General features: G+C 68.6%; 25 protein-coding genes and 1 tRNA gene. 13 read left to right on the top strand and 13 right to left on the bottom strand.

The features are described from left to right. Nucleotides 1–187: 187 nt before the first annotated feature. The gene (locus ACT53O_RS10665) at nt 188–1132 is read left to right on the top strand and encodes a DsbA family protein (RefSeq protein WP_112930961.1); all 945 of its coding nucleotides are present in this window, start codon (nt 188–190) and stop codon (nt 1130–1132) included. 77 nt (nt 1133–1209) lie between these two features. On the opposite strand, the gene ACT53O_RS10660 is transcribed toward ACT53O_RS10665, so the two are convergent. Next, nucleotides 1210–1908: a hypothetical protein gene (locus ACT53O_RS10660; RefSeq protein ID WP_148285548.1), complete on the bottom strand. Its 699-nt coding sequence runs from the start codon at nt 1906–1908 to the stop codon at nt 1210–1212. 116 nt (nt 1909–2024) lie between these two features. Here ACT53O_RS10660 and ACT53O_RS10655 point away from each other — a divergent pair. After that, nucleotides 2025–2097 (top strand) — tRNA-Thr (locus tag ACT53O_RS10655). 194 nt (nt 2098–2291) lie between these two features. On the opposite strand, the gene ACT53O_RS10650 is transcribed toward ACT53O_RS10655, so the two are convergent. Next, entirely contained in the window at nt 2292–3245 is a 954-nt protein-coding gene (locus ACT53O_RS10650; RefSeq protein ID WP_156122576.1) for a hypothetical protein, read from the bottom strand. Between the two features lie 176 nt (nt 3246–3421). Here ACT53O_RS10650 and ACT53O_RS10645 point away from each other — a divergent pair, with 176 nt between their 5' ends. Beyond that, a complete protein-coding gene (locus ACT53O_RS10645; protein ID WP_039411848.1) occupies nt 3422–3748 on the top strand; it encodes a PadR family transcriptional regulator in 327 nt (108 codons plus the stop codon). Beyond that, the gene (locus ACT53O_RS10640; RefSeq protein ID WP_476152302.1) at nt 3745–4494 is read left to right on the top strand and encodes a hypothetical protein; all 750 of its coding nucleotides are present in this window, start codon (nt 3745–3747) and stop codon (nt 4492–4494) included. Before ACT53O_RS10645 ends, ACT53O_RS10640 begins: the two co-directional genes overlap by 4 nt. 44 nt (nt 4495–4538) lie before the next feature. Here ACT53O_RS10640 and ACT53O_RS10635 read toward each other — a convergent pair whose 3' ends face one another. Continuing rightward, on the bottom strand, nt 4539–4676 hold the full coding sequence (locus ACT53O_RS10635; RefSeq protein WP_198013032.1) for a hypothetical protein: 138 nt from the start codon (nt 4674–4676) through the stop codon (nt 4539–4541). Nucleotides 4677–4892: 216 nt separating this feature from the next. Between ACT53O_RS10635 and ACT53O_RS10630 the strand changes: the two genes are divergently transcribed. Continuing rightward, the gene (locus ACT53O_RS10630) at nt 4893–5846 is read left to right on the top strand and encodes a DMT family transporter (protein WP_476152300.1); all 954 of its coding nucleotides are present in this window, start codon (nt 4893–4895) and stop codon (nt 5844–5846) included. Nucleotides 5847–5863: 17 nt separating this feature from the next. Here ACT53O_RS10630 and ACT53O_RS10625 read toward each other — a convergent pair whose 3' ends face one another. Both ACT53O_RS10625 and msrB read right to left on the bottom strand, forming a co-directional pair. Further along, the gene (locus ACT53O_RS10625; protein WP_378792074.1) at nt 5864–6490 is read right to left on the bottom strand and encodes a nitroreductase family protein; all 627 of its coding nucleotides are present in this window, start codon (nt 6488–6490) and stop codon (nt 5864–5866) included. Then, complete coding sequence (gene msrB, locus ACT53O_RS10620; RefSeq protein ID WP_112930975.1) at nt 6487–6903, bottom strand: peptide-methionine (R)-S-oxide reductase MsrB; 417 nt, start codon at nt 6901–6903, stop codon at nt 6487–6489. The genes ACT53O_RS10625 and msrB overlap by 4 nt, the downstream gene beginning before the upstream one ends. 74 nt (nt 6904–6977) lie before the next feature. Here msrB and ACT53O_RS10615 point away from each other — a divergent pair, with 74 nt between their 5' ends. The 5 genes from ACT53O_RS10615 to groL all read left to right on the top strand — a co-directional run bounded on the left by ACT53O_RS10615 (nt 6978) and on the right by groL (nt 10955). Then, nucleotides 6978–7967, top strand: a complete 990-nt coding sequence (locus tag ACT53O_RS10615) for a DUF2332 domain-containing protein (RefSeq protein WP_112930976.1) — start codon at nt 6978–6980, stop codon at nt 7965–7967. Nucleotides 7968–7985: 18 nt separating this feature from the next. Continuing rightward, entirely contained in the window at nt 7986–8255 is a 270-nt protein-coding gene (locus ACT53O_RS10610) for a DUF3263 domain-containing protein (RefSeq protein ID WP_036316065.1), read from the top strand. 9 nt (nt 8256–8264) lie between these two features. After that, nucleotides 8265–8837 (top strand): LytR C-terminal domain-containing protein, encoded by a 573-nt coding sequence (locus ACT53O_RS10605; protein WP_476152297.1) that lies wholly within the window; start codon nt 8265–8267, stop codon nt 8835–8837. 161 nt (nt 8838–8998) lie between these two features. Next, the gene (locus ACT53O_RS10600) at nt 8999–9202 is read left to right on the top strand and encodes a cold-shock protein (protein ID WP_476152295.1); all 204 of its coding nucleotides are present in this window, start codon (nt 8999–9001) and stop codon (nt 9200–9202) included. Between the two features lie 133 nt (nt 9203–9335). Then, a complete protein-coding gene (groL, locus tag ACT53O_RS10595) occupies nt 9336–10955 on the top strand; it encodes a chaperonin GroEL (protein WP_039411874.1) in 1620 nt (539 codons plus the stop codon). 71 nt (nt 10956–11026) lie between these two features. Here the strand turns inward: groL and ACT53O_RS10590 are convergent, their stop codons facing one another. From ACT53O_RS10590 to ACT53O_RS10580, 3 genes are all read right to left on the bottom strand, one after another. Further along, nucleotides 11027–11314, bottom strand: a complete 288-nt coding sequence (locus tag ACT53O_RS10590; RefSeq protein ID WP_036316606.1) for a WXG100 family type VII secretion target — start codon at nt 11312–11314, stop codon at nt 11027–11029. Nucleotides 11315–11453: 139 nt separating this feature from the next. Next, nucleotides 11454–13181: a sensor histidine kinase gene (locus ACT53O_RS10585; protein ID WP_112930978.1), complete on the bottom strand. Its 1728-nt coding sequence runs from the start codon at nt 13179–13181 to the stop codon at nt 11454–11456. Between the two features lie 10 nt (nt 13182–13191). Continuing rightward, nucleotides 13192–13884 carry a response regulator transcription factor gene (locus ACT53O_RS10580; RefSeq protein ID WP_036286419.1) on the bottom strand — a complete coding sequence of 231 codons (693 nt, stop codon included), beginning with the start codon at nt 13882–13884 and terminating at the stop codon, nt 13192–13194. Nucleotides 13885–13941: 57 nt separating this feature from the next. Here ACT53O_RS10580 and ACT53O_RS10575 point away from each other — a divergent pair, with 57 nt between their 5' ends. Further along, complete coding sequence (locus ACT53O_RS10575) at nt 13942–14970, top strand: lysostaphin resistance A-like protein (protein ID WP_476152291.1); 1029 nt, start codon at nt 13942–13944, stop codon at nt 14968–14970. Nucleotide 14971: 1 nt separating this feature from the next. On the opposite strand, the gene ACT53O_RS10570 is transcribed toward ACT53O_RS10575, so the two are convergent. From ACT53O_RS10570 to ACT53O_RS10560, 3 genes are all read right to left on the bottom strand, one after another. Next, on the bottom strand, nt 14972–16615 hold the full coding sequence (locus ACT53O_RS10570) for a DNA repair helicase XPB (protein ID WP_294942476.1): 1644 nt from the start codon (nt 16613–16615) through the stop codon (nt 14972–14974). A gap of 70 nt (nt 16616–16685) precedes the next feature. Next, nucleotides 16686–18428, bottom strand: coding sequence for a helicase-associated domain-containing protein (locus ACT53O_RS10565; protein ID WP_476152289.1), 1743 nt, complete (start codon nt 18426–18428; stop codon nt 16686–16688). A 1-nt stretch (nt 18429) separates the two neighbouring features. Then, nucleotides 18430–18720, bottom strand: a complete 291-nt coding sequence (locus tag ACT53O_RS10560; protein ID WP_112930981.1) for a multidrug ABC transporter ATPase — start codon at nt 18718–18720, stop codon at nt 18430–18432. Nucleotides 18721–18858: 138 nt separating this feature from the next. Here ACT53O_RS10560 and ACT53O_RS10555 point away from each other — a divergent pair, with 138 nt between their 5' ends. Both ACT53O_RS10555 and ACT53O_RS10550 read left to right on the top strand, forming a co-directional pair. Beyond that, nucleotides 18859–19242, top strand: a complete 384-nt coding sequence (locus ACT53O_RS10555) for a cold-shock protein (protein WP_005051055.1) — start codon at nt 18859–18861, stop codon at nt 19240–19242. After that, entirely contained in the window at nt 19226–19819 is a 594-nt protein-coding gene (locus ACT53O_RS10550) for a DUF3027 domain-containing protein (protein ID WP_378792089.1), read from the top strand. The genes ACT53O_RS10555 and ACT53O_RS10550 overlap by 17 nt, the downstream gene beginning before the upstream one ends. Before the next feature lie 45 nt (nt 19820–19864). Here the strand turns inward: ACT53O_RS10550 and ACT53O_RS10545 are convergent, their stop codons facing one another. Together ACT53O_RS10545 and ACT53O_RS10540 are read right to left on the bottom strand one after the other, a co-directional pair. Next, nucleotides 19865–22126 (bottom strand): exo-beta-d-1,3/1,6-glucosidase, encoded by a 2262-nt coding sequence (locus ACT53O_RS10545; protein WP_476152286.1) that lies wholly within the window; start codon nt 22124–22126, stop codon nt 19865–19867. After that, nucleotides 22123–23145 (bottom strand): ABC transporter permease, encoded by a 1023-nt coding sequence (locus tag ACT53O_RS10540; protein WP_112930984.1) that lies wholly within the window; start codon nt 23143–23145, stop codon nt 22123–22125. Before ACT53O_RS10540 ends, ACT53O_RS10545 begins: the two co-directional genes overlap by 4 nt. Nucleotide 23146 lies beyond the last annotated feature (1 nt).

Below are 23146 nucleotides of genomic sequence, written 5' to 3'. Positions count from 1 at the left end.
GATGGACGCGTTCTCAGTATCGCACGTTCTCCTCTGCGAAGAAGAGGCCTCGTCTGGGCATTTCACAGGCTCGCTGGCTAGCATCGACACATCGCCTTGCTCCGTCCGCGACGCTGGACCCGATCCGGATCGTGACGACCGGGATGCACCGCGATGTGCCCTCGAGCTGCCTCCCACAGAAGGTCCCATGTCCCACGACGACGCCCCGAACGAGCCCACGCCTGCTGGCCGCCGCGATGCGGTGCGCGAGAAGGCGCAGCTCGTCCACGCGAAGCAGTCGCGGGCACGCGTGTTGCGCCGCTCGGCGCTCGCCGTCGTCGCCGCTGCCGCCGTCGTCGCGGTCGCGGTCGCGGTGTCGTGGGCGGTGCGCTCCAACAGCGATCGGCCGCAGCTGCAGCCGGCCGATGCCACCGCCGACGGCTTCCGGGTGACGTCGGTGTCTTCGGTCTCGCCGGGAACGCCGATCGACGGCGCGAGCTCGGCGCCCACGGCTGCGGCCGAGCCGCAGGCGACACCTTCGCCGTCCACCTCGGCATCCGTGGTCGACATCCACGTCTACGTCGATTACCTCTCGCCGGCGGCGCGACAGTGGCAGCTCGCCAACGCGAAGCAGCTGGCGTCGTGGGTGTCGGACGGGGCGGCAACCCTCACCTACCACCCGGTCTCGATGCTCACCGCCAAGTCGAACGGAACGAAGTACTCGTTGCGCGCGGCGAGCGCAGCCGCGTGCGTCGCGACTCTCGATCCGTCGAAGTTCTTCAGCTTCAACAACGACCTCCTCACCCGTCAGCCGGCTGTCGACTCCGACGGCTTCTCCGACAAGGAACTCGCCGACATCGCCCAGGCGAACGGCTCTGACGATCCGAAGCGCCTTCGCGACTGCATCGAGACCGAGTCGTACTCGTCGTGGGTGAAGGGTGCCACCGAGCGCGCGATCAGCGGCATCCCCGGGACGAACGGGCTCACCCTGACGGGGACGCCGATGGTCGTCGTGAACGGCCAGCAGTACGTGGGCGACATGACGGATGCCGCGGAGTTCTCGCAGTTCGTGCTCACGAGCGCGAGCGGGGCGTACTACAAGTCGCAGACCGCGACGCCCACGCCCACCGTGACGCCGACGGCCGCGCCGTAAGTCAGGCCCCGTGTCCGCGTCGCGTATGACGTGAGCGGCGACCCGTCACGACGGACACGTCGACCGCGGAACGCGGATCATAAGCCGCTGAGGGACGTGTACCAGTCCCCGGCTCGGATGCCTATGATCACTCCCTGGTCCGCGTCCGGGATGACGACTTTGGTTCCCTCCGTCGTCGAGTTGATGAGCGAAGGATCCTCGGGGTCCGATGCGAGCGGAAGATCGGGCGTGGGCTGCGCTCCTCGCTTCTTGGCTTCATCGACGGTCTGGCCCACGACGATGCCGGAGGCGGTGTGGATAGGCAGTGTTCCAACGCGTGGCGCGGTGACGTAGAGGAACGTCCCCCGACACCCGGCATCGCACTCGTCGGGGCTGAAGACCGTGGTGATCGTCATGCTGTCCCACGTGAACGTGGATGTGAACTTCGCACCTTCCGGCCCGCCGGGCTTTGTTTCCTCAATGCCGGCCGACCCGGCTGCGGCACTGATCGCCTGAGCGAACGGAGTGGGATCCTCGCCCTTGAACTTCAGCCGCGCCACGACCTCGCCACTCGCGTCAATCAGCGTCACATCGGTCGCCGAGATGACCAACGCGGCACGGGTCGATGTCGGGCTGGGTGTGAAGGTAGGTGTGGGAGTTGGGGTGGTGATCGGAGCTGATGACGTCGGCGGCTGGGTGTGTGAAGCGGTCGGAAGCGGCGAGGGTTGCGCCGTTGTACATCCTGCGAAGATGACCGCGACGACGCCCAAGACAACGACGAACCAGCTTCTGCGCATGCGCCTATCCTCTCAGGGTCGCTGCGAGCTGCCTGCGTCGATGTGCGTGTGACGCGGCGCATCACGTACCCTCATAGGCGCGGGGTATCCCGTGGTCGTCCGGATTTCCGGGCCCCGCCGGCTTGGCGCAATTGGTAGCGCACCGTACTTGTAATACGGGGGTTGCAGGTTCAAGTCCTGTAGCCGGCACCGTTTATCTGGCACCCTGACCAGCTGACTTCCGCGAAATCACGCGGAAGGAGCGCGATCGATCATGGAGCGAGCGCCTCGGTTCATGGAGGACAAGCTGCTTACGGGTGGCGAATGGGTGGCGAATAGGGGCCTTTTTTCGTCGCGAAGGTGGCAGCCGGGAGAACACCCGGCTGCCACCGAGATAGTCGTGTCTAGTTGCAGGCGGACGCGATGAAACCGAGCAGGCCCTTATCGGCGGCGTCAGTTTCGAGGTTCCACGGAGACTTGAAGGCGCCTCCGACCATGTGGCAGCCAATCTGGTTACCGGTCGTGGCGCGGTTGATCTTCGCCTTGTTGCCGCTAGTTACCTGCGCGTTGGCGAGCTCGGACTGCGCTACTCCCTGCCACGTGGCGGCGCAGACGACGTTGCCCGGGCACGCCGCCTTCGCGAACAGAGTCGGCGTCATCGCGATGCGAGTAGCGCCGCTGTACCAGGACCATGACTCGACCCATGTGCCTCCTAGCCACGGATCTGCAACCACCGGGTAAACGTTCGACGATCCGTGAGCGACGTGTTGAACGAGAGCGTTGCCTGCGATGGCGTAACTGGTGGCTACAGCGTCGCCGTTGGCGTCGACAGCCCAGGGCGCAAGTACGCCGAAGAGCACACTGCCGTCTGCAGCTTTCACCGCCACGCCGCCATCCTCGACGCGGTTGAGCGTCGCGCCAGCGGGCAAGTCGAACTCGTATCGATATTCCGTGGGGCTAGAGGGGCCGTCGATAACGGAAATCAGCTGCACGGAACCGTCCATCTTCGCGACTGGAACGGACGTCGACCCATCTCCACCGTCGAAGCCCACAAGGCCGTCCCCGATCGTGACCGCATCAGCTGCAGCGCCGGGAAGAGTGACTTCTATCGCTGCGTCACCCGATGCGATGACAATGGGGTCGGAGGAGTTGCCCGGGACGGTAACACCGACACTGGCAGGGTCGGCAGTGCTCGACAGGACATCGGGAGCCTCGTCGGTCTGGGCGGTTGCGGCGAGGGCGCTCAAGACATCGTCGCCGGGCTTATCCGCGGCGACGGCCGCCGTTGCGCCAAGCGAGGCAATCAACAACCCTCCAATTGCTGCCATGCACAGTCCCGCATGCAGTCGTCGATTCATTGCGAACGATCCTCCTCGATCGGTGCGCGTCGGTTTACCCGCGCGCGTTGTGGTGCGCCTACCGTCCATGGCTCGGCGCTGGGCGGCGGCCCGCTTGGGGTAACTCTATTCAGTCAGAGTTTCACTTCGCCATATATTCTGAGCAAGCGGAATATATGTCTGATACGATGCGTGACATGAGCGTCACTGATCTGCAGTTCGCTGTGTTGTCCTCGCTGGCCTCGGGCCGCAGGCATGGCTACGGTCTTTTACGCGATGCGGAAGACCAGCTCGAGAAGTCTCTCCCCATCGCCACTCTTTACGCCGCGCTGGAATCCATGGCGAGTAAGGGCTGGATTCTTCCCGACGGTGAGGAAGTCGTGCACAAGCGCACGCGGCGTTACTACGTGCTGTCCACAGACGGCATGCAGATACTGAAGCGCCGCGCCGACCAGCTCGCAGCTCAGGCTCAGCTAGCTCAGCGACGACTTCGGGAAGTTAACGGGAAGGCGGTCACGGCATGAGCACGATCGAGCGCGATGTCGAACGGATGCTTCGCTGGTACCCGCGGAGGTGGCGCGAAACGCACGGGGCTGCGCTCATTGAATTGCATATGGAGCGTTGTGATCACTCCGACTCCACACAGCTCAGCCAAGAAGAGCGGGCGGCGATGCGAGCTGCTGGTCTCTTCGAGCGCACTCGCCATATCCTCCCGATTGCCGCGTCTGCGCTCGGAACGGTTGCGCTCGCGGTGGGGTACATCCTTGCGTTGGGCGGTAACAACGCGGTAGGTAATCCGCTGTGGCTCTTCGTCGGTCCGCTCCTGCTCAGTGTGTCGGTCTGGAGTCTTCGTGCAGCTACTGACTGGCGATGGAGCGTCCGCACCGTTGTGCCGGCGCTCGCGTCTGCATTCGCGGCGCTCGCGGCCTTGGCGACCCTCAACCTTGCAGCTCTTCGAGACGGCGGCGGCGTCATCCCAAACGTGGAGAGCCTGTGGGCGGTGGGCGCATTGAGTGCTGCATTCGTCGGCATTGCCGTGGCCGTAGCGACCGCGCCGAGTCTTCAGCGCGGCGGAATGACACGGGACTGGGCCCTCACTATCGGCTTCGTCGCTGGTTTCCTCGGCACGGTGCCCCTCTACCTCGGCCTGCTCGCCGCACCTGCCGGCGTGCTAACCGGTGTCATCCTGTGCGGGATCGCCATCCGCTCTGCGGCTCGTAGCCGCCGCGGAGCCGCGATCGTGGACGAGCGCCGAGCGGAGCCCGCCTAAGCGCCCGCTCGTCGAACGACACAGACACCAGACGCGAACTCGATTCAGCCGAGGCTGACCGACTGATAGTAGGCGACGGCTGCCCAGACGAGCACGCCCACGCCGATCATCAGAGTGCCGACGCCGACGAACTGCCAGATGACGAGTCGGCGCTCGGGGGCGGGGAGGTCGCGAAAGGCCATGCGGTGATCGTAGCGAGTCCGCTGCGTCCATCGCGTGTCCATCGCGTTATCCACGGCGATGCGCTCGGCATCCGCCGGCTCGCACCCCTAGATTCGATTCCGTGGACGAGCACGAGCCGCGTACCGAACCCGACACCGTCACCGAAGCGATCTGCATTCTGGGCTACGACTGACCGGTCGGCTCCTCTCCCACGCGCCCGGCTAGGCTGAGGAGTCGTGACCGCACCGACGACGCCCCGGCTTCCCGCCGGTGTGGCTCTCGGTGGTGCCGTGCTGGTCGGCGTGCTGACGGCGCTCCAAGCCCGCATCAACGGGCAACTCGGTCTGCGCATCGGTGACGGGCTCGTCGCCGCGGTCATCTCCTTCGGGTCGGGCCTCCTGGTGCTGGCTGTGGTGTCGGCGCTGCTGCCGACGGGCCGCCGAGGTTTCGGCGCTCTGGTCGCCGGCATCCGGGCGCGCACGATCCCGTGGTGGATGCTGGCAGGCGGCCTCGCCGGAGCGCTCACCGTCGCAACGCAAGGCCTCGCCGTCGCCGTGATCGGCGTTTCCCTGTTCACTGTCGGGGTCGTGGCCGGACAGACACTGAACGGCCTGGTGCTCGACCGCGTCGGCTACGGCCCGGCGGGCGTCGTCGCGGTCACCATGCCACGCATCGCGGGCGGCGCGCTGGCCCTCATCGCCGTCGGTATCTCGTTGCAGGGCGGCGTGGTGGAGCGCGTGCCCTTGTGGATGCTGGTGCTGCCCTTTCTGGCCGGTGTCGGCATCGCGTGGCAGCAGGCGACAAACGGGCGGCTGCGCCAGCGCGTCGGGACGCCGTTGACCGCGACCTTCGTCAATTTCTTCGGTGGAACGGTGGTCCTCGCCATCGCGGCCATCGTTCACGTCGCCGTCGTCGGCGCGCCCCGCGCACTGCCGACCGAGGCGTGGCTCTACCTCGGCGGCGTGGTCGGGGTGATCTACATCTTCCTGTCGGCGGCGCTCGTCGCGCACACGGGCGTGCTGCTGCTCGGCCTCGGCGTCGTGGTCGGCCAGCTCGCCACTGCATTCGCCCTCGACGCCGTGTGGCCCGCCGATGCCGGGCCCGGCTGGGGAACGGAGCTGTTGATGGTCGTGGTAGCCGCAAGCTCGGTCGTCGTCGCCCTCGCCCCCTGGCGGCGACAGCGACACTGATCGGCCGCCAGGGCCCGTCAGCTCTTCTTCTTGTCTTTCTTCGCGCCGGTCTTCGTCGCCCCGCCGTCCTTGTCCGCCGCCTTCGCGGAGGCGGGCATGCGGCTCAGATGTGCGCGCGGATCGACGCTCTTGCGCCGGCCGGGACGTGCGCCGCTGGGCTTGCCGCCGACATACAGCCAGCCGAGCAGTTCCTCGTCCTTCGTGAGTCCGTGCGCCTTGGCGACCGCCTTGGCTCGCGTGTAATGACCGGTGCGCCAGATGACGCCCCAGCCCGCCTCATCCAGCAGGAGGCTGAGCACATGGGCGACGCCCGAGGCAACCGCCTCCTGCTCCCAGCGCGGAACCTTCTCGCTCTTGCGGTAGCTGGCGACCACGGCGAGGAGCAGCGGGGCGCGCAGAGGCTTCGTCGACGGCTTGTCGTCGCCCTCGGCCTTGGCGATCGCGGCGCCGAGCGTCGCCCGGTCATCTCCGCGCAGCTCGATCACACGCCACGGTCGCAGCGAGGAGTGGTCAGCGACCCGCCCCGCTGCCGCGATCAGGGTGAGAAGCTCGGCGCGGGCGGGCGCGGCATCCGTCACCTTCGACCAGGAGCGACGGTTTCGCACCGCCGCCAGTGCGGGATAATCCGTGACCGTCTCGATCACGACGCGTCCGCCTCCGGGGCCGGGGTGAACGACAGTGACAGCGAGTTCATGCAGTACCGGTCGCCGGTGGGCGTGCCGAAGCCGTCGGGGAAGACATGTCCGAGATGCGAGCCGCAGTTCGCGCAGCGCACCTCGGTGCGGACCATGCCGTGGCTGCGGTCTTCGATCAGCTCGACGGCCTCGGGGCGCACCGACTCGTAGAAGCTCGGCCACCCGCAGTGCGAGTCGAACTTCGTTCCACTCTGGAACAGTTCGGCGCCGCAGGCGGCGCACGTGTAGAGACCGGCGCGGCTCTCGTCGAGCAGCTCGCCGGTCCAGGCGCGCTCGGTACCCGCCTGGCGGAGCACCGCGTACTGTTCGGCGGTGAGTTCCGAACGCCACTCGTCGTCGGTCTTGGTCACGCGGTAGGTCATGTCTGGCTCCTTACTCCACCCACCATTCAACCCGACGCAGGCCGCGGTCGGCTCGGCCCGCGAGAATGTCACCCATGAGTTCCCTCCCAGAATCGGTGTCGGCCCGCTATGGCCGGTTCGCCCGCGAGGAGGCTCCCGGACGTTCCGCGCTGTACGGCGAGTGGGCCGCCGGAGTCGCGGCGGATGCCGAGGCGCAGGAGGTGCTCGGTCGGATCGCGCCTTCTCATCGTCAGCCCCCGCTCGTCTTCGCCGCCGCTCGGATGCTCGGATCCGGCGAAGGCGGGTACCGCGAGTGGCGGCAATGGGTGCTCGCCCACGGCGACGAGCTGGTCGCGGAATGCGGGGCGCGCTCTCTGCAGACCAACGAACCCCTCCGGTGCGCCGCCCTGCTGCCCGCGCTTGCGGGCATCGACGGGCCGATCGCGCTGCTCGAGGTCGGAGCGAGCGCGGGACTGTGCCTCTACCCCGACCGCTACTCGTACCGGTATCGAGGCGTCGCCGGCGAGATCGTGCTCGATCCCCCCGACGGGGCGTCGTCGGTCGTGCTCGAGAGCGAGCTGCGCGGTCAGCACGTGCCCCCGTTGCGGCATCCGGAGATCGTCTGGCGGGCGGGCATCGATCTCGCGCCACTGGATCCGGCCGACCCCGCCACCGAGGCGTGGTTGACGGCTCTCGTCTGGCCGGGCGAGACCGGACGCGCGGATCGGGTGCGTTCCGCGCTGCGCATCGCGGCGGCGGACCCGCCCCTCATGTTCGCGGGAGACGGCGTCGAACAGCTCGCCCGCGCGGCCGCGGCGGCGCCGCGGGAGACGACACTCGTCGTTCAGACGCCGGGTGTCCTGGCCCATCTCGGATGGCATGCGCGACACGCGTTGATCGAGGCGGCATCCGCCGCAGGACGATGGATCACCCTCGATGCCCCCGCTCTCCACGAGGGCTGGCGCGGTGGCGCGCCGGCGACGTGTGCGGCGGAGGGCTTCGCGCTCGCACGAGACGGCATCGTCCTCGGCCGTGCCGATCCTCTTGGGCGATGGCTGGAGTGGCATCCCGGCGGGTGCGGCTGACGGGGTTAGCGTGAGGACGTGCCCCTCTCCGACCGCGATCGTCTCCTCCTCGACTTCGAGTCGCGGTGGATCGCACACGACGCCGTGAAGGAGGAGGCCATCCGCGCCGAACTCGACCTGGCGCCGGCCCGGTACTACCAGCTGCTCGCCCGCATCATCGATCAACCGGATGCCGCGGCGCACGACGCCATGCTGGTGCACCGTCTGCGCCGGCTCCGCGACGCGCGCGAGAGCGAGCGCGAGGGACGCGCGGCCGTTCCCGCCGTCCGCACGGGAACAGGCCGATAGCATTCTGGGGTGCCGAGTACGCCCCCGCAGAAAGACCGCTTCGATGATCTCGCCCTCGAGGGAGGGCGCATCGGTGCTCACCGCGCCGAGAATCCGCGTCTGCGAGGCGGAGCCGTGGTGCTGTGGTCGATCATCGCGATCGTCGTTCTGGTCGCGGTCGGCATCTTCGGCACGCTGATCGCCACTGGCCGCGTCACCCTCTTTCCCACGCCGAGCGCCACGCCGACGACCATCGCGACCGCCGAGCCGGTCATCGACACGTCCTACGCGGTGATGGTCCTCAATGCGACGACGCAGTCGGGTCTGGCCGGCTCCCTCGCGCAGACCATCGTCGCGGCCGGATGGGCGTCCGACAGAGTCACCGCCGGCGACGCCAGCTCCAAGGACTTCCCGACCACGACGGTCTTCTACTCCGACCCCGCCGAAGAAGGGGCGGCGCGCGGCCTCGCCCAGGTGATCGGCGGCGCGGCGGTGACCCTCAGCGACGCCTACGCCTCTCTTGCGGGTGGCGACGGCAGCAAGCTCCTCGTCGTCGTCATCGGCGCGGATCGCACGGATGCCGGAGCCACTCCGGCCGGATGACCCCACCGCCCGGTGATCACGAGCGTGGTCATGAGCGCCGAGCGTGTTTCGCGCGTGTGAACAGTTCGATGCGCCCGTGTCAACAGTTGCCGGAACGGCGATTTCGCCGCTCTCGCGCTGGTTAGCATTGCGACGTCCCACCGCAGCATCAGGAGATTCGCATGGCCCAAGGCACCGTCAAGTGGTTCAACGCCGAGAAGGGTTTCGGCTTCATCACCGTGGCCGACGGCCAGGACGTGTTCGTCCACTACTCCAACATCGACATGTCGGGATTCCGCGTCCTGGAGGAGGGGCAGACGGTCGAGTTCACCGTCGGAGCCGGTCAGAAGGGCCCCCAGGCCGAGTCGGTCCGCGTCGTCGCCTGACGCCGTCCGGCCCTCCCATCGCGCCCGCTCGGCGCGGCTTGCACTCGTCATGCCAGAGTGCCAGAATGAGTTAGCACTCAATCATCGCGAGTGCTAAAGACTCATCCTCACGTCCGGGAGGGACGACACACTTATGGCAAAGATCATCGCTTTCGACGAGGAGGCCCGCCGTGGCCTCGAGCGTGGCCTGAACATCCTGGCCGACGCCGTCAAGGTGACCCTGGGCCCGCGCGGTCGCAACGTCGTGCTCGAGAAGAAGTGGGGCGCCCCCACGATCACGAACGACGGTGTCTCGATCGCCAAGGAGATCGAGCTCGACGACCCGTACGAGAAGATCGGCGCGGAGCTCGTCAAGGAGGTCGCCAAGAAGACGGACGACGTCGCCGGTGACGGCACCACGACGGCCACCGTCCTCGCCCAGGCCCTCGTGCGCGAAGGTCTGCGCAACGTCGCAGCCGGCGCCGACCCCATCTCCCTGAAGAAGGGCATCGAGAAGGCCGTCAAGGCGCTCTCCGACGAGCTGCTCGCGTCCGCCAAGGAGGTCGAGACCAAGGAGGAGATCGCCGCCACGGCATCCATCTCCGCCGCAGACCCCGAGATCGGCGAGCTCATCGCCGAGGCGATCGACAAGGTCGGCAAGGAAGGCGTCGTCACCGTCGAGGAGTCGAACACGTTCGGCACCGAGCTCGAGCTCACCGAGGGCATGCGCTTCGACAAGGGCTACATCAACCCCTACTTCGTCACGGACCCGGAGCGCCAGGAGGCCGTCTTCGAGGACCCGTACATCCTCATCGCGAACCAGAAGATCTCCAACATCAAGGACCTGCTGCCGATCGTCGACAAGGTGATCCAGGAGGGCAAGGAGCTCGTCATCATCGCCGAGGACGTCGAGGGTGAGGCTCTCGCGACCCTCGTGCTCAACAAGATCCGCGGCATCTTCAAGTCGGTGGCCGTCAAGGCTCCCGGCTTCGGCGACCGTCGCAAGGCCCAGCTGCAGGACATCGCGATCCTCACCGGCGGCCAGGTCATCACGGAGGAGGTCGGTCTCAAGCTCGAGAACGCCACCACCGACCTGCTCGGCAAGGCCCGCAAGGTCATCGTCACCAAGGACGAGACCACGATCGTCGAGGGCGCCGGTGAGTCGGCGCAGATCGAGGGTCGCGTGACGCAGATCAAGCGCGAGATCGAGAACACCGACAGCGACTACGACCGCGAGAAGCTCCAGGAGCGTCTCGCCAAGCTCGCCGGCGGCGTCGCCGTCATCAAGGCGGGCGCGGCCACCGAGGTCGAGCTCAAGGAGCGCAAGCACCGCATCGAGGATGCCGTCCGCAACGCCAAGGCGGCCGTCGAGGAAGGCATCGTCCCCGGTGGTGGCGTGGCCCTCATCCAGGCCGGCAAGAACGCGTTCGCCAAGCTCGAGCTCACCGGTGACGAGGCCACGGGTGCGAACATCGTCAAGGTCGCCATCGAGGCGCCCCTGAAGCAGATCGCGCTCAACGCCGGCCTCGAGCCGGGCGTCGTCGCCAACAAGGTGTCGGAGCTCCCCGTCGGCCAGGGCCTGAACGCCGCGACCGGCGAGTACGTCGACATGTTCGCCGCGGGCATCATCGACCCGGCCAAGGTGACGCGCTCGGCTCTGCAGAACGCCGCGTCGATCGCCGGTCTGTTCCTCACGACCGAGGCCGTCGTCGCCGACAAGCCCGAGAAGGTTGCGGCTCCGGCCGGCGACCCCACGGGTGGCATGGACTTCTGAGTCCGGATCTCCACGGAAAGGCCCCTCTTCGGAGGGGCCTTTCTGCGTGACGGAGCACGATGACGACCGCGTCAGCGGAACATGCTCGCGGCGGAGCTCTCGGTCTGCGCGTACTGGGCGCCGGCGTTCCCCAGGGCGGTGCCGATGTCGCCGAGCGCGCTCTCCAGCTCGGTCTGTGCGGCCCGCCACCGATCGACCAACCCCTGGAAAGCAACGGCGGCGCTGCCCGTCCACGCACTCTGCAGCTGGGTGAGCTGGCCGAGCATCGCGGCGGTCTCTGATTGCAGGCGATCGGCGGTCGCGCGAATCGCCCCGGTGGCGCTGAGTACGGCATCCGAATCCACACTGAACGCGGTCATGGTGAGCTCCTTTCGTCGGTGTGGCGCCACGCTACCCAGCGGTGCAAGGGCGCGCGATGACGGCGAGTGCGCGCGTGCAGAATGCGCTCAGGAGAGGCGCTGGGGAGGAGCCGGCGCGCGGCGTCGCCGGCTCGGGGTCTCAGGGCTCGATGTGCAGCCGAGGCAGGGGCTGGGTCTCGATGAAGAGGTGCTCGGCGGCGTCGCGGCTCTGCGCGAGCGGGAAGGCGACGCGGAAGGTGGCACCCCCGCCGGGCGTCTCGCTCACCACGATCGATCCGTGCAGCGCGTCGACCACCGACGCCACGATGGACAGACCGAGACCAGAGCCGCCGGTCTCGCGCGTGCGTGAGGTGTCTGCGCGCCAGAACCGCTGGAAGATCTTCTCCCGCAGTTGCGGAGCGATGCCCTCGCCGTGATCGATGACCGAGATCCATCCCATTCCGCCCGGTTCGTCGACGCCCACGGCGAGCTCGATCGGCGAGCCGTCGGGTGTGTAGCGGCGCGCATTGCCGAGCAGGTTCGCGACGACCTGGCGGATGCGGTTCTCGTCGCCCAGGACGATGGGTTCCCGCTCGGAGGGCAGGGGCACCGCAGGGGCGGGGGAAGGTGCTGTGACCGTCTCGCCGTCGGCGCGCGGCCGGCGTCGCAGCAGTGCACCGATCGCCGCGGTCGGGGGCCGTCGACGCGTCGGGGCGCTGGCCGTGGGCGGCGCGGATGCCGGACGCAGCACCGCCGGGCGTGAGTCGTCGTCGACGAACGAGACGGTCCGTTCCGGCGAGGTCGCGCGCGCATCCAGCACCGCGTCGCGGGCGATCGGGCGCAGGTCTACGGGAGCGACGACGATGTCACGGCGCTCGTCGAGGCGGGCGAGGGCGAGCAGGTCCTCGACGAGGCCGCCCATGCGGATGGCCTCTTTCTCGATGCGTTCCATCGATTGCGCCGTCTGCTCGTCGCCCGAGATGGCGCCCATCCGGTACAGCTCCGCGTATCCGCGCACGGTCACCAGGGGTGTGCGCAGTTCATGACTGGCGTCGCCGATGAAGCGTCGCATCTGCAGCACGGTGGCGTCGCGCTGGCCGAGCGCCTGATCCACGCGGTCGAGCATGGCGTTGATCGCCGTCTTGAGCTTCCCGACTTCGGTGCCGGGAGCGATGTCGCCCATGCGCTGGCCGAAGTCGCCCCGCGCGATGGACATCGCCGTCTGCTCCACCTGCCCGAGGCTCCGGAACGCCAGCGTGACGAGCCAGCGGGTGAGCAGGGCGCTCACCAGGATCGTCATGAGCGCCAGAATCGTGTAGATGCCGACGAAGCTCGCCACCGTCTGATTCACGGGCGTCAACGGCAGGGCGAGCAGCTGGACGTTGTTCTCGCGTGCTCCCGGGATCTGCAGGATGTCGACGGCGGCATGGAAGGTTGTCTTGCCGTCGGCCGAGGTGAGATCGAACGGAGTCGTGCCCTGCATGAGGGTGCTGTCGAGACCGAACGTGGCCGGGAACACCGGTGGGTTGTCGGAGGGCGGGCCTCCGGTGGCCAGCCTCGTGCCGTCGGGCCCGTAGACGGCGATGTAGAAGGATGTCAGCGGCGGATAGTCGGCGGGCTCGAATTTGGCGACCCCGTCGACGACCTCGACGTTGAGCAGGCTGCTGGCCTGATCGAGCGTCACCGTCTGGCTGATCGACTGGTCGCGCTCGGCGATCTGGGCGTTGCGCAGGAACACCGCCGTACCGAACCCGGCGACGAGCAGTCCGCCGGTCAGCACGGCCACGGTGACGCCCGTGACCTTGGCCCGCAGGCTGATGCCGCGCCACCACGAGGTGAGGCGGTCGTTCTTCTTCGCGTGTGCCGCGTACACGCCGTCCGCCGTCATCGCCCCGCGATCAGGCGGTCTTGCCGGCCTTCAGCATGTAGCCGAAGCCGCGCTTGGTCTGGATGAGCGGCTCAGAGGAGTACGGGTCGATCTTGCGGCGCAGGTACGAGATGTAGCTCTCCACGATGCCCGCGTCGCCGTTGAAGTCGTACTCCCAGACGTGATCGAGGATCTGCGCCTTGCTGAGCACCCGGTTGGGGTTGAGCATGAGGTAGCGCAGGAGCTTGAACTCGGTGGGGGACAGGTCGATCGAGACGTCTCCCACCGTGACGTCGTGCGTGTCCTGGTCCATGGTCAGCTCGCCGGCGCGGATGGTCGACTCCTCGTCGGCCTGCATGGTGCGTCGGAGAATCGCCTGGAGTCGCGCGACGATCTCGTCGAGGGAGAAGGGCTTGGTGACGTAGTCGTCGCCACCGGCGTTCAGCCCTTCGATCTTGTCCTCGGTCTCGTCCTTCGCCGTGAGGAAGAGGATGGGCGCCGTGTATCCCGCGCCGCGGAGGCGCTTGGTGACGCTGAACCCGTTCATGTCGGGGAGCATCACGTCGAGGATGATGAGGTCTGGTTCCTCTTCGAGCACGGCCGAGATGGTCTGCGCGCCGTTCGCGACGGCGCGCACCTGGTAGCCGGCGAACCTGAGGCTCGTGACCAGCAGGTCCCGGATGTTCGGTTCGTCGTCCACGACGAGGATGCGCGGTGCGGTCATAGCCCCATCCTGGCATCGCAACCCTTCCCTTTGCTGGATATCGGAGAAGATGGATGGATGACGACGCCCGCGCCGCAGGTCCCCGTCCCCCCGTCGGCACCGCTGTTCGCACCCCCGACGCCGCCCGTCCCGCCCACGATCGTCCGCACGGCCCGCGCCCTCCCGGTCGACGCCGTGATCGGTGGTCTCGCCTTCCACCGGCTGAACTTCGCGCGCCGTCGGTCGGGATGGTGGACCCCGCTGGTGACCGGCATCCTGGGCCTCGCGATCTACCTCGGGTTGCTGGTGGTCGTCATGGTCGTCATCGGCATCGCGCTCTTTCGCGACCCGGAGCGCCTGGACGACCTCGCACGCCTCGGTCAGTCGGGCGGCGTCGACATGGGCGACCCGCTCATGGTCGCGATCCTGCTCGGCACGATCGCCCTCATGCTTCCGGCCTACATCCTCGCGTCACTGATCGTGAACGGACGCCGGGTCGGGCTCGTCTCCTCGGCCGCGGGACGGCTGCGCTGGCGCTGGATGCTGCGGTGCGGTGCGCTCGCCGTCGGCGTGTCCGCCGTGCTGACCGTGGTCGGTCTTCTCCTGCCCGGCGGCATGGAGGAGCCCGCGACGGGCGGCCCGGCCCCGACCTGGCCGATCACGCTCGTGGTCGTGCTGCTGCTCGTTCCCGTGCAGGCGGCGGCGGAGGAGTACATCTTCCGCGGTTACCTCATGCAGAGCATCGGACGCTGGCTGCGGCATCCGGCGTTCGCGATCCTCCTGCCGGTGCCGCTGTTCGTCCTCGGCCACGGCTACGACCTGCTCGGCCAGATCGGTGTCGGGCTGTTCGCCGTCGCCGCCGGCTGGCTCACGTGGCGCACCGGAGGACTGGAGGCGGCGATCGCCCTGCACGTCGTGAACAACCTCTCGGCGTTCCTGCTCTCGCTCGCGTCGGGGTCGAGCCCGACAGAGAGCACGACGGGACTGGTCAGCTTTCTGTGGTCGTTCCTGCTGATCGCCGGGTACGTCGCGCTCGTCGAGTGGATGCTGGCGCGTCGGCCGCTGCCGCGCACGCTCGTCCTGCCGCCACCGGCTCCGGTGTGGTGAGCTACGCGGCGGCGATGCCCTCGGCATCCAGGATCGTGTAGCTGTAGCCCTGCTCGGCGAGGAAGCGCTGCCGGTTCTGCGCGAAGTCCTGGTCGACCGTGTCGCGCGCGATGAGCGTGTAGAAGCTCGCCGTGTGCCCGTTCGACTTCGGACGCAGCAGTCGTCCGAGCCGCTGCGCCTCCTCCTGGCGCGAGCCGAACGATCCCGACACCTGGATCGCGACCGAGGCGTCGGGCAGATCGATCGAGAAGTTCGCGACCTTCGAGACGACGAGGACAGGCAGGCGCGCCTCGCGGAAGGCGGCGAACAGCTCCTCGCGCTCGTCCACGGGCGTCGCTCCGGTGATCTTCGGTGCGTCCAGAGCCTCGGACAGCACGTCGATCTGATCGAGATACTGGCCGATGACGAGGATCTGCTCTCCCGCGTGACGGGCGACGAGATCCTTCACCACACCGATCTTCGCGTGGGCCGTGGCGGCGAGACGGTAACGCTCGTCGTCGGCGGATGCCGCGTACTCCATGCGGTCGGACGGCGGGAGGTCGACGCGCACCTCGTAGCAGACGGCCGGAGAGATGAAGCCCTGGGCCTCGATCTCCTTCCACGGAGCATCGAAGCGCTTGGGGCCGATGAGGCTGAAGACGTCCCCTTCGCGCCCGTCCTCTCGGACGAGCGTCGCGGTGAGTCCGAGCCGGCGACGCGCCTGCAGGTCGGCGGTGAGCTTGAAGACCGGTGCGGGAAGCAGATGCACCTCGTCGTAGACGATGAGGCCCCAGTCCAGCGCATCCAGGAGCGCGAGGTGCGCGTACTGGCCCTTTCGCTTCGCCGTGAGGATCTGATAGGTCGCGATGGTGACCGGCTTGATCTCCTTGGTCTGACCCGAGTATTCGCCGATCTCCTCGGGGGTCAGCGTCGTGCGCTTGAGCAGCTCGTCGCGCCACTGGCGCGCGCTGACGGTGTTGGTGACGAGGATGAGGGTCGTCGTCTTCGTCTCAGCCATCGCCGCGGCCCCCACGAGCGTCTTGCCGGCGCCGCAGGGAAGTACGACGACACCCGAGCCGCCTTCGCTGAAGATGTCGACGGCCTGGCGCTGATACGGACGCAGGGTCCAGCCGTCCTCGTGCAGATCGATCTCGTGCGGGGTACCGGGGGTGTAGCCGGCGTGATCCTCCGCCGGCCAGCCGATCTTCAGCAGTTCTTGCTTGATGTGCCCGCGCGCCCACGCGTCGATCACGTACGTGTCGGGGGAGGGGTGGCCGATCAGCAGGGGCTGGATGCGCTTGTTCTTCGCCATCTCGGCGAGAACCGCGGGGTCGGAGCCTCGCAGCACGAGTGCGCCCTCGGCATCCCGTTCGATGACCAGACGTCCGTAGCGGTTCACCGTCTCACGGATGTCGATCGACACCGAGGCGGGCACGGGGAAGCGCGACCAGCGGTCGAGGGTGGCCAGCATGTCGTCGGCGCTGTGCCCCGCGGCGCGCGCGTTCCAGAGCCCCAGTCGGGTGACCCGGTAGGTGTGGATGTGCTCGGGTGCGCGCTCGAGCTCGGCGAAGATGGCGAGCTCGTGGCGCGCCGTCTCCGCTTGGGGGTGCGCGACTTCGAGCAGCACGGTGCGGTCGCTTTGCACGATGAGGGGGCCGTCAGCCATAGCGTCCCAGTCTACCGACCTCGCAGCGGCGGGGGCTCGCGTCACCAGCCGTGCGTGCGCGTGCGGACGGTCAGAGGGGGCGGATGCCGCTGATGCTGGATACCGGCAGGGTGCGCTCCACATCGACCGCCCTGTCGAGTCCCCGCAGGCGTCCGCCGCCGAGGCCGGTCGCCTCGATCGTGAACTCGCGCTCGGTGCCGTCGGGCATGCGGACGGCGACGACGATGGTGGCGCGCGCCTTGACCGCGTGATCCAGTTCGCGGCCGAGCCAGGCGGCGTCGGCATCGTCAGCGGGCGCGGCGCGCAGTCGTGCGAGGAGCGCGGCATACGTGTCGCGCGCGGGCGCGGGCTGCGACGGCGACGGCGCCAGGCGGTGGCGGTCGAGTCGTCGGCGCTCGCCGTCGGCATCCACCGCGACGACCGGGTAGCGGGCGTCGGCGATCATCCAGAACGCGGTATCGACTCCGCTGCGGGTCACGAGTGCGTCGGCATCCGGTACCAGTCCGAGGGGACGCAGCGCCTGGTCGACGGCGAGGGTGCGCAGCAGGGCCTCGTCGTCGCTCGAGACCCGGGTGCGACCCTCCTGGTCGGGGCCGACGCGGACCATCCCGTGCGTGCGCGCCGTGCGTTCGATCTCGTACGCCAGCGGCTGGGGCACACCGGTGAGCGACAGGTCGGAGAGGAAGGCGCGCAGCGACTCGGCGCTCTCGCCCGCCGTGAGTGCATCGGCGATGCTCTCGGCGGTGAAGCGGTAGCTCGACGCCTGTGCGCGCGACTCCCGCCGCGCCATGGAGCGCAGTCGCATGTCGAGGTGCGGCGAGAGAGGTCCGGGCGCAATCGCGGTCAGATCGTTCTGCAGGTACACCCTGTCGACCTCGCTGGGCAGCAGCCGCGCGAGGGTGTCGAGGGCGGCGGTCGGGAACGGCGATCCCGCGCCGTCGAGGAATGCACCCCGCGCCCACGAGGTGGGGCGCCCAGCGTCGTCGAGGACGCCCCAGCGTCGGAGGAGCCCACGAAGATCCGCCGCTGTCTCCGGCCAGAGCACGTCCCACGGGTAGGCCTGCGCCCACGCGGCGGGCGCGATCCAGCCGCCGGTCGGTCGCCGCAGTCCGCGCGGCAGCCCTTCGAGGAACGCGGCGGCGACGGCGCTCCACCGTGCGATCGTGTCGGAGTGCAGCCACTGAGCACCCGCGGGCGTCACGAGCCAGCTCTTGTCCTGACCCGATAGCAGACCCGTCCGCTCGGCGATCTCGACGAGGTCATCGGCGGTGGCGCCGTCGTCGACGATCCCGTCCTCCATCAGCCGGCGGCGGTCGGCGGCCCCGAGCGCTCCGGAACCGATGCGGCCGAACGGGTGCGTGAGCGCAGCATGCAGGATGTCGCCGAGTGAGCCGAGCGAGGAGAACGCCCGCTCGGCGGCAGCGGCGTCGTCCGGCCGTGCCGCGGCATCCGTGTCCTCGGATTCGTCGACGTCGGCCGCGGGCGTCGATGCCGCGGTGAGGGCCGTCAGTGCGGACGACACCGCCTCGTACATCATTCCCTGCTCGTCGACGAGCGCCAGCTGCTGCAGCCGCGAGCGGGCAGCGTCGTCCGTGTCGACGGCGGCGTCGGCGAGGGCGGAGATCTCGCCCGAGGTCAGGCCCCGCAGTGCGCGCTCGATCGACGAGGGCTCCAGAAGCGCCTCGGCGGCGTCGAAGGCGTCGTTCCAGCTGGCGGTCGGGGATACGTGGCGTGCCGCGAACAGGGCCGCCAGTGCGTCGTCGCTGCGCTGCACGAGGTGCTGTGCGAGAGCGCGCGCGTCCGACCCGGTCACGTCAGCGGCCCTTGCCGACCCGGGCCTTCCGCACGAAGGTCATGATGAGCACTGCCATGAGCAGGATGAACGCGACGATCGGCGCGATGTACACCAGCGTGCCGACCAGCGGCCACGCGCCCTGTCCGAAGTCGTCGTGCTTCATGCCCGCGGCCGAGCCGATCATGATCGCGACGAAGCAGATCACGGACAGCAGCAGCAGACCCAGGGACATGAACGCGAGGACGCGGTCGATGCGGCGGACGGGGAGATCGTCGGCCGAGTCGGGTGTGCGAGAAGACGAAGAGGGCATCGGGATCACACTACTGCGTCCCCGCGCCGGGCGTGGGGGTGTCGTAGGCTGGAGTGGGCATGATGCCCACCCTCGTGCCCTCACGGCACGGGTCACGATGTCACCGCGCGCGAAGGCGCCGACGAGCGAGGTTTTGCGATGCCCACCGGCAAGGTCAGGTTCTACGACGACGAGAAGGGGTTCGGCTTCATCACCACCGATGACGGTCAGGACGTCTTCCTGCACGCCACGGCCCTCCCCGCGGGCACCGAGGGGCTGAAGGCCGGGACGCGCCTCGATTTCGGCGTCGCCGACGGCAAGCGCGGGCTGCAGGCGCTTGCGGTGCGGGTGCTCGACGCTCCCGTCAGCCTCGCCAAGCGCAACCGGATGAAGCCGGATGACATGGCGATCGTGGTCGAGGATCTCGTCAAGCTGCTCGACAAGGTCGGCGGCGACCTGCGTCACGGTCACTATCCGAACGCGGGACAGGGCAAGAAGGTCGCCGCGATCCTGCGCAAGGTCGCCGATGAACTCGACGCCTGAGTCGGTCGACTCCGGCGCGGATGCCGAGGGCGAGGCGCCGGCGCTCGTCGCCGACGACCGCCTGCTCGCGGCCCACGACCTGGCACTGTCCGCGCTGCGGGAGATCACGCCGGCGGCGACGATCGGCGAGCCCGCCGGATACACGGTCGAGGCGGACGGTGTCGTGTCGTTGCGCTTCGCCACCACGATGGAGGGCTACCCCGGCTGGTTCTGGACGGTGAGCCTGGCCGTCGTCGACGACGCCGAGCCGACGGTGCTCGAGGCCGAGCTCCTACCGGGCGAGGGTGCGCTCTTGGCTCCGGAGTGGGTGCCGTGGGCGGTTCGTCTGGCGGAGTATCAGGCCGCGCAGGCGGCGCTGGCCGCCGAACGCGGTGTCGAGGCCGAAGACGCCGAGGGCGTCGACGACGATGAGTCCGACGAGGAACTCGACGACGACGACCTCGACGACGTGGATGATCTGGATGCCGCCGACTTCGACGACGACGGATCGCCGATCCTGCACGCCGGTGACGTCGACGGCGTCGACATCGACGTGCTGGACGACGATTCCGACGAGGACGAGGACGACGAGGACTAGCGGCTTTTCGTCTCGTGCCGGGGGCGCTCGCTCAATGACCGGGCGTCAGAGCACGACGTGGAACCGTGCGCTCTGCAGGACCTCGTCGCGCGATGACGGACCGACCAGCAGGTCGAAGGCGCCGGGCTCGACGATCCGCTCACCACGGGCATCGACGATGGTGCAGGCGCGCACGGCGACGGCGAGTTCGACGGTGCGCTCCTCACCCGCCGCCAGCGTCACTCGTCGATATGCCTTCAGCTCCTTGTCCGCCCAGCTGGCGGACGTCACCGCATCCCGCACGTAGACCTGCACGAGTTCGTCGACCGGTCGCATCCCTGTGTTGCGGACGGTCACGTGCGCACGCACCGTGTCGTCCAGTCCCACCTGTGAGGCCTCGAGCGCGGGAGGCCCGTATTCGACCGTCGAGTACGACAACCCTTCGCCGAAGACGTGTGCAGGGCGCTGTGTGAGGTCGGCGTAGCGATCGCCGTGCTGCCCGCGGAGCTGGTTGTAGTAGGTGGGCTGCTGCCCCACGTGCTCGGCGAACGAGATCGGCAGGCGTCCGCAGGGCTCGATACGGCCGAGCAGGAGTTCAGCGATGGCGCGTCCGCCTTGCATCCCGGGGTTCGCGACCCAGAGCAGGCAGCAATCGCGCACCGCCTCGGGGAGCACGAGCGGTTTGGAGGCCATGAGGACGACCACCACCGGCGTACCGGTCGCGACAAGGGCCTCCAGAAGTGCCGTCTGGGCGCCGATCAGCTCGAGCGTTGCGGTCGAGCGACCTTCGCCGACCAGTTCGATCCGATCGCCGACCACCGCCACGACGACGTCGGACGCGTGCGCGGCAGCGACGGCCTCGGCGATCAGCTCCTCGTCGGGCCGGGCGGCAACGACGACACGCGGTCGGGGCTGTCCGTCGGGGAAGTGGGAGCCCGCAGGGTCGTCCTCCCACGTCAGAATGTCCGCGCCCCGCTCGTGCGCGAGTTCCCAGTCGGAGGGCAGCAGCTCGCGCAGGCCGTCGATCACGGTGGTGATCTGCGAGCGCGGCTGACCATCCGGCATCCAGTCCACCTGGCCCGAGGAGCCGGCCCAGTCGCCCAGCTGCGTCTGCGCGTCGTCGGCGAGCGGGCCGACGACGGCGATTCTGCGCGCCGGGGATCCGGCGCGCTCCAACGGGAGGGTGCCGTCGTTGCGGAGCAGGACGAGCGAGCGGCGCGCGACGTCGAGGTTGAGGGCCGTGTGCGCGGCGGTCGCTATGTTGTCGCTGATGCGCACCGCCTCGGGCAGGCGTGGATTCTCGAACAGCCCGAGCTCGAACTTCAGGGTGAGAATCCGCCGGACGGCCCGATCGAGGTCTCCTTCCGACAGGAGGCCGGCATCGATCGCCGCCAGCGCCCCGTCGAAGAAGCCCGGTGTGGTCATGACCATGTCGTTGCCGGCGCGAATGGCCGCCGCGGCGGCGTGAGCGTAGTCGGGCTGTATCTTCTGCTCCCACACCATGCGGCCGACGTTGTCCCAGTCGGTGATGAGTGTGCCCGTGTAGCCCCACTCGCCACGCAGCACGTCGTCCAGCAGCCAGTCGTTGACGGTGATCGGAACCCCGTCGGTGGTCTGGTAGCCGAGCATGAACGTCGCGCAGCCCTCGCGCGCGACGCGTTCGAACGGAGGGAGGAACCACGAGCGGAGCTTGCGGCGCGAGATGTCCGCTTCGCTCGCATCGCGCCCGCCCTGCGTCTCGGAGTAGCCGGCGAAGTGCTTCGCGGTCGCGAGGATCGCGGTCTCGTCGCGCAGTCCGCGTCCTTGGTAGCCACGGACCATGGCGCTGGCGAGCTCGCCGATCAGGAACGGGTCTTCACCGAAGGTCTCGCCCACCCGCCCCCAGCGCAGATCGCGTGCGATGCAGAGCACCGGTGAGAAGGTCCAATGGATGCCGGTCGCCGCCACCTCCGTCGCCGTCGCGCGGGCGACGCGCTCAAGGAGGTCGGGGTCCCACGTCGCGGCCATGCCCAGCTGCGTCGGGTAGATGGTGGCGCCCTCCCAGAACGAGTGGCCGTGGATGCAGTCCTCGGCGACGATCAGGGGGATGCGAAGACGCGTCTGGGCGGTCAACTCCGCGGCGCGCAGGACCTTCTCGGGAGAGGTGTGCAGGATCGAGCCGGCATGGCGCTCGAGGATGATGTGGTCCAGATCCTCGCGGGCGTCCCACTGCATCATCTGGCCGACCTTCTCGGCGACCGTCATCCGGCCGACGAGGTCGGCGACCCGGTGCGATACGGCAAGGGACGCGTCCAGGTAGGCGGCGGTGTCGCGGTCGATGAGGCTCATTCGGCATCCTTCGTATTCGGCGCTGCCGTCGTCGGCGTCGCCGTGCGGACCGCGGTGACGGCGCTCGTCGCCTTCAGGCCCTTCTTCCTCAGCGCGCGAGCACGCTCGCCGGCCGAGCGCAGTCGCGGGTTGACGTACTCGTCGATCCCGAAATTGATCAGGGCGAGTGCGACCCCCAGCAGGGCGATGCACAGACCCGCCGGCACGTACCACCACCAGTAGTCGGGAAAGGCCGAGTTCTGCTGGGCCCAGAACAGGATCGTGCCCCAGTTGAGATTCGACACCGGGATCACTCCGATGAAGGCCAGCGTCGTCAGACCGAGCACCGCGGCGGTCATGGTGCCCACGAAGCTGGAGGCGATGATCGCCAGGAGGTTCGGCAGCATCTCGACCAGGATGATCCGGTGCAGCGGTTCGCCGTTCGCCCGCGCCGCCTGCACGAAGTCGCGGTTGCGCAGCGACATGGTCTGCGCGCGCAGCACGCGGGCGCCCCATGCCCACCCGGTCAATCCCAGGACGGCGGCGATGAGCACGAGCGGGGGGTCCTGGAACTGTGAGGCGATGATGATCATCAGCGGCAGCGCCGGAAGCACCAGGAACACGTTCGACAGCGCCGAGAGCGACTCGCTCTTCCAGCCGCGGAGGTAGCCCGCCGTCACCCCCACCAGGATGGCGACGACCGTGGCCATGATGGTCGCGAGGAAGCCGACGATCAGCACGCCGCGGGTGCCGTAGACGATCTGGCTGAACACGTCCTCGCCGATGTGCGTCGTGCCCAGCAGATGTTGAGCGGACGGAGGCTGCAGGGTCGCACTCAGATTCTGCGCCGTCGGATCGTAGGGAGCGATCACGGGCGCGAAGATCGCGACGAGCACGAAGACGGCGAGGATCACGAGGCCGGTCGCCGACTTCGGGTTCGCGAACATCGCCACCGACGCTCGGAGCTGGCGCAGGAACGTGCGTCTGGGCGGCGCGGACGGCGACGCGGTGAGCACCGCGGCGGTTTCGGGGATCGACATG

The sequence above is a fragment of the Microbacterium sp. DMC48 genome (genome assembly GCF_056313825.1).
The sequence above is the reverse complement of the archived record's forward strand: the minus strand, read 5'-3'. Positions and strand labels throughout refer to the sequence as shown.

Excerpts from the sequence above, each read along its gene's own strand:
- ACT53O_RS10665 (WP_112930961.1), top strand. The coding sequence starts at position 188 with ATGTCCCACGACGACGCCCCGAACGAGCCCACGCCTGCTGGCCGCCGC.
- ACT53O_RS10660 (WP_148285548.1), bottom strand. The coding sequence starts at position 1,908 with ATGCGCAGAAGCTGGTTCGTCGTTGTCTTGGGCGTCGTCGCGGTCATC.
- ACT53O_RS10650 (WP_156122576.1), bottom strand. The coding sequence starts at position 3,245 with ATGAATCGACGACTGCATGCGGGACTGTGCATGGCAGCAATTGGAGGG.
- ACT53O_RS10645 (WP_039411848.1), top strand. The coding sequence starts at position 3,422 with ATGAGCGTCACTGATCTGCAGTTCGCTGTGTTGTCCTCGCTGGCCTCG.
- ACT53O_RS10640 (WP_476152302.1), top strand. The coding sequence starts at position 3,745 with ATGAGCACGATCGAGCGCGATGTCGAACGGATGCTTCGCTGGTACCCG.
- ACT53O_RS10635 (WP_198013032.1), bottom strand. The coding sequence starts at position 4,676 with ATGGCCTTTCGCGACCTCCCCGCCCCCGAGCGCCGACTCGTCATCTGG.
- msrB (WP_112930975.1), bottom strand. The coding sequence starts at position 6,903 with ATGACCTACCGCGTGACCAAGACCGACGACGAGTGGCGTTCGGAACTC.
- ACT53O_RS10615 (WP_112930976.1), top strand. The coding sequence starts at position 6,978 with ATGAGTTCCCTCCCAGAATCGGTGTCGGCCCGCTATGGCCGGTTCGCC.
- ACT53O_RS10600 (WP_476152295.1), top strand. The coding sequence starts at position 8,999 with ATGGCCCAAGGCACCGTCAAGTGGTTCAACGCCGAGAAGGGTTTCGGC.
- groL (WP_039411874.1), top strand. The coding sequence starts at position 9,336 with ATGGCAAAGATCATCGCTTTCGACGAGGAGGCCCGCCGTGGCCTCGAG.
- ACT53O_RS10590 (WP_036316606.1), bottom strand. The coding sequence starts at position 11,314 with ATGACCGCGTTCAGTGTGGATTCGGATGCCGTACTCAGCGCCACCGGG.
- ACT53O_RS10585 (WP_112930978.1), bottom strand. The coding sequence starts at position 13,181 with ATGACGGCGGACGGCGTGTACGCGGCACACGCGAAGAAGAACGACCGC.
- ACT53O_RS10580 (WP_036286419.1), bottom strand. The coding sequence starts at position 13,884 with ATGACCGCACCGCGCATCCTCGTCGTGGACGACGAACCGAACATCCGG.
- ACT53O_RS10575 (WP_476152291.1), top strand. The coding sequence starts at position 13,942 with ATGACGACGCCCGCGCCGCAGGTCCCCGTCCCCCCGTCGGCACCGCTG.
- ACT53O_RS10570 (WP_294942476.1), bottom strand. The coding sequence starts at position 16,615 with ATGGCTGACGGCCCCCTCATCGTGCAAAGCGACCGCACCGTGCTGCTC.
- ACT53O_RS10560 (WP_112930981.1), bottom strand. The coding sequence starts at position 18,720 with ATGCCCTCTTCGTCTTCTCGCACACCCGACTCGGCCGACGATCTCCCC.
- ACT53O_RS10555 (WP_005051055.1), top strand. The coding sequence starts at position 18,859 with ATGCCCACCGGCAAGGTCAGGTTCTACGACGACGAGAAGGGGTTCGGC.
- ACT53O_RS10550 (WP_378792089.1), top strand. The coding sequence starts at position 19,226 with ATGAACTCGACGCCTGAGTCGGTCGACTCCGGCGCGGATGCCGAGGGC.
- ACT53O_RS10545 (WP_476152286.1), bottom strand. The coding sequence starts at position 22,126 with ATGAGCCTCATCGACCGCGACACCGCCGCCTACCTGGACGCGTCCCTT.
- ACT53O_RS10540 (WP_112930984.1), bottom strand. The coding sequence starts at position 23,145 with ATGTCGATCCCCGAAACCGCCGCGGTGCTCACCGCGTCGCCGTCCGCG.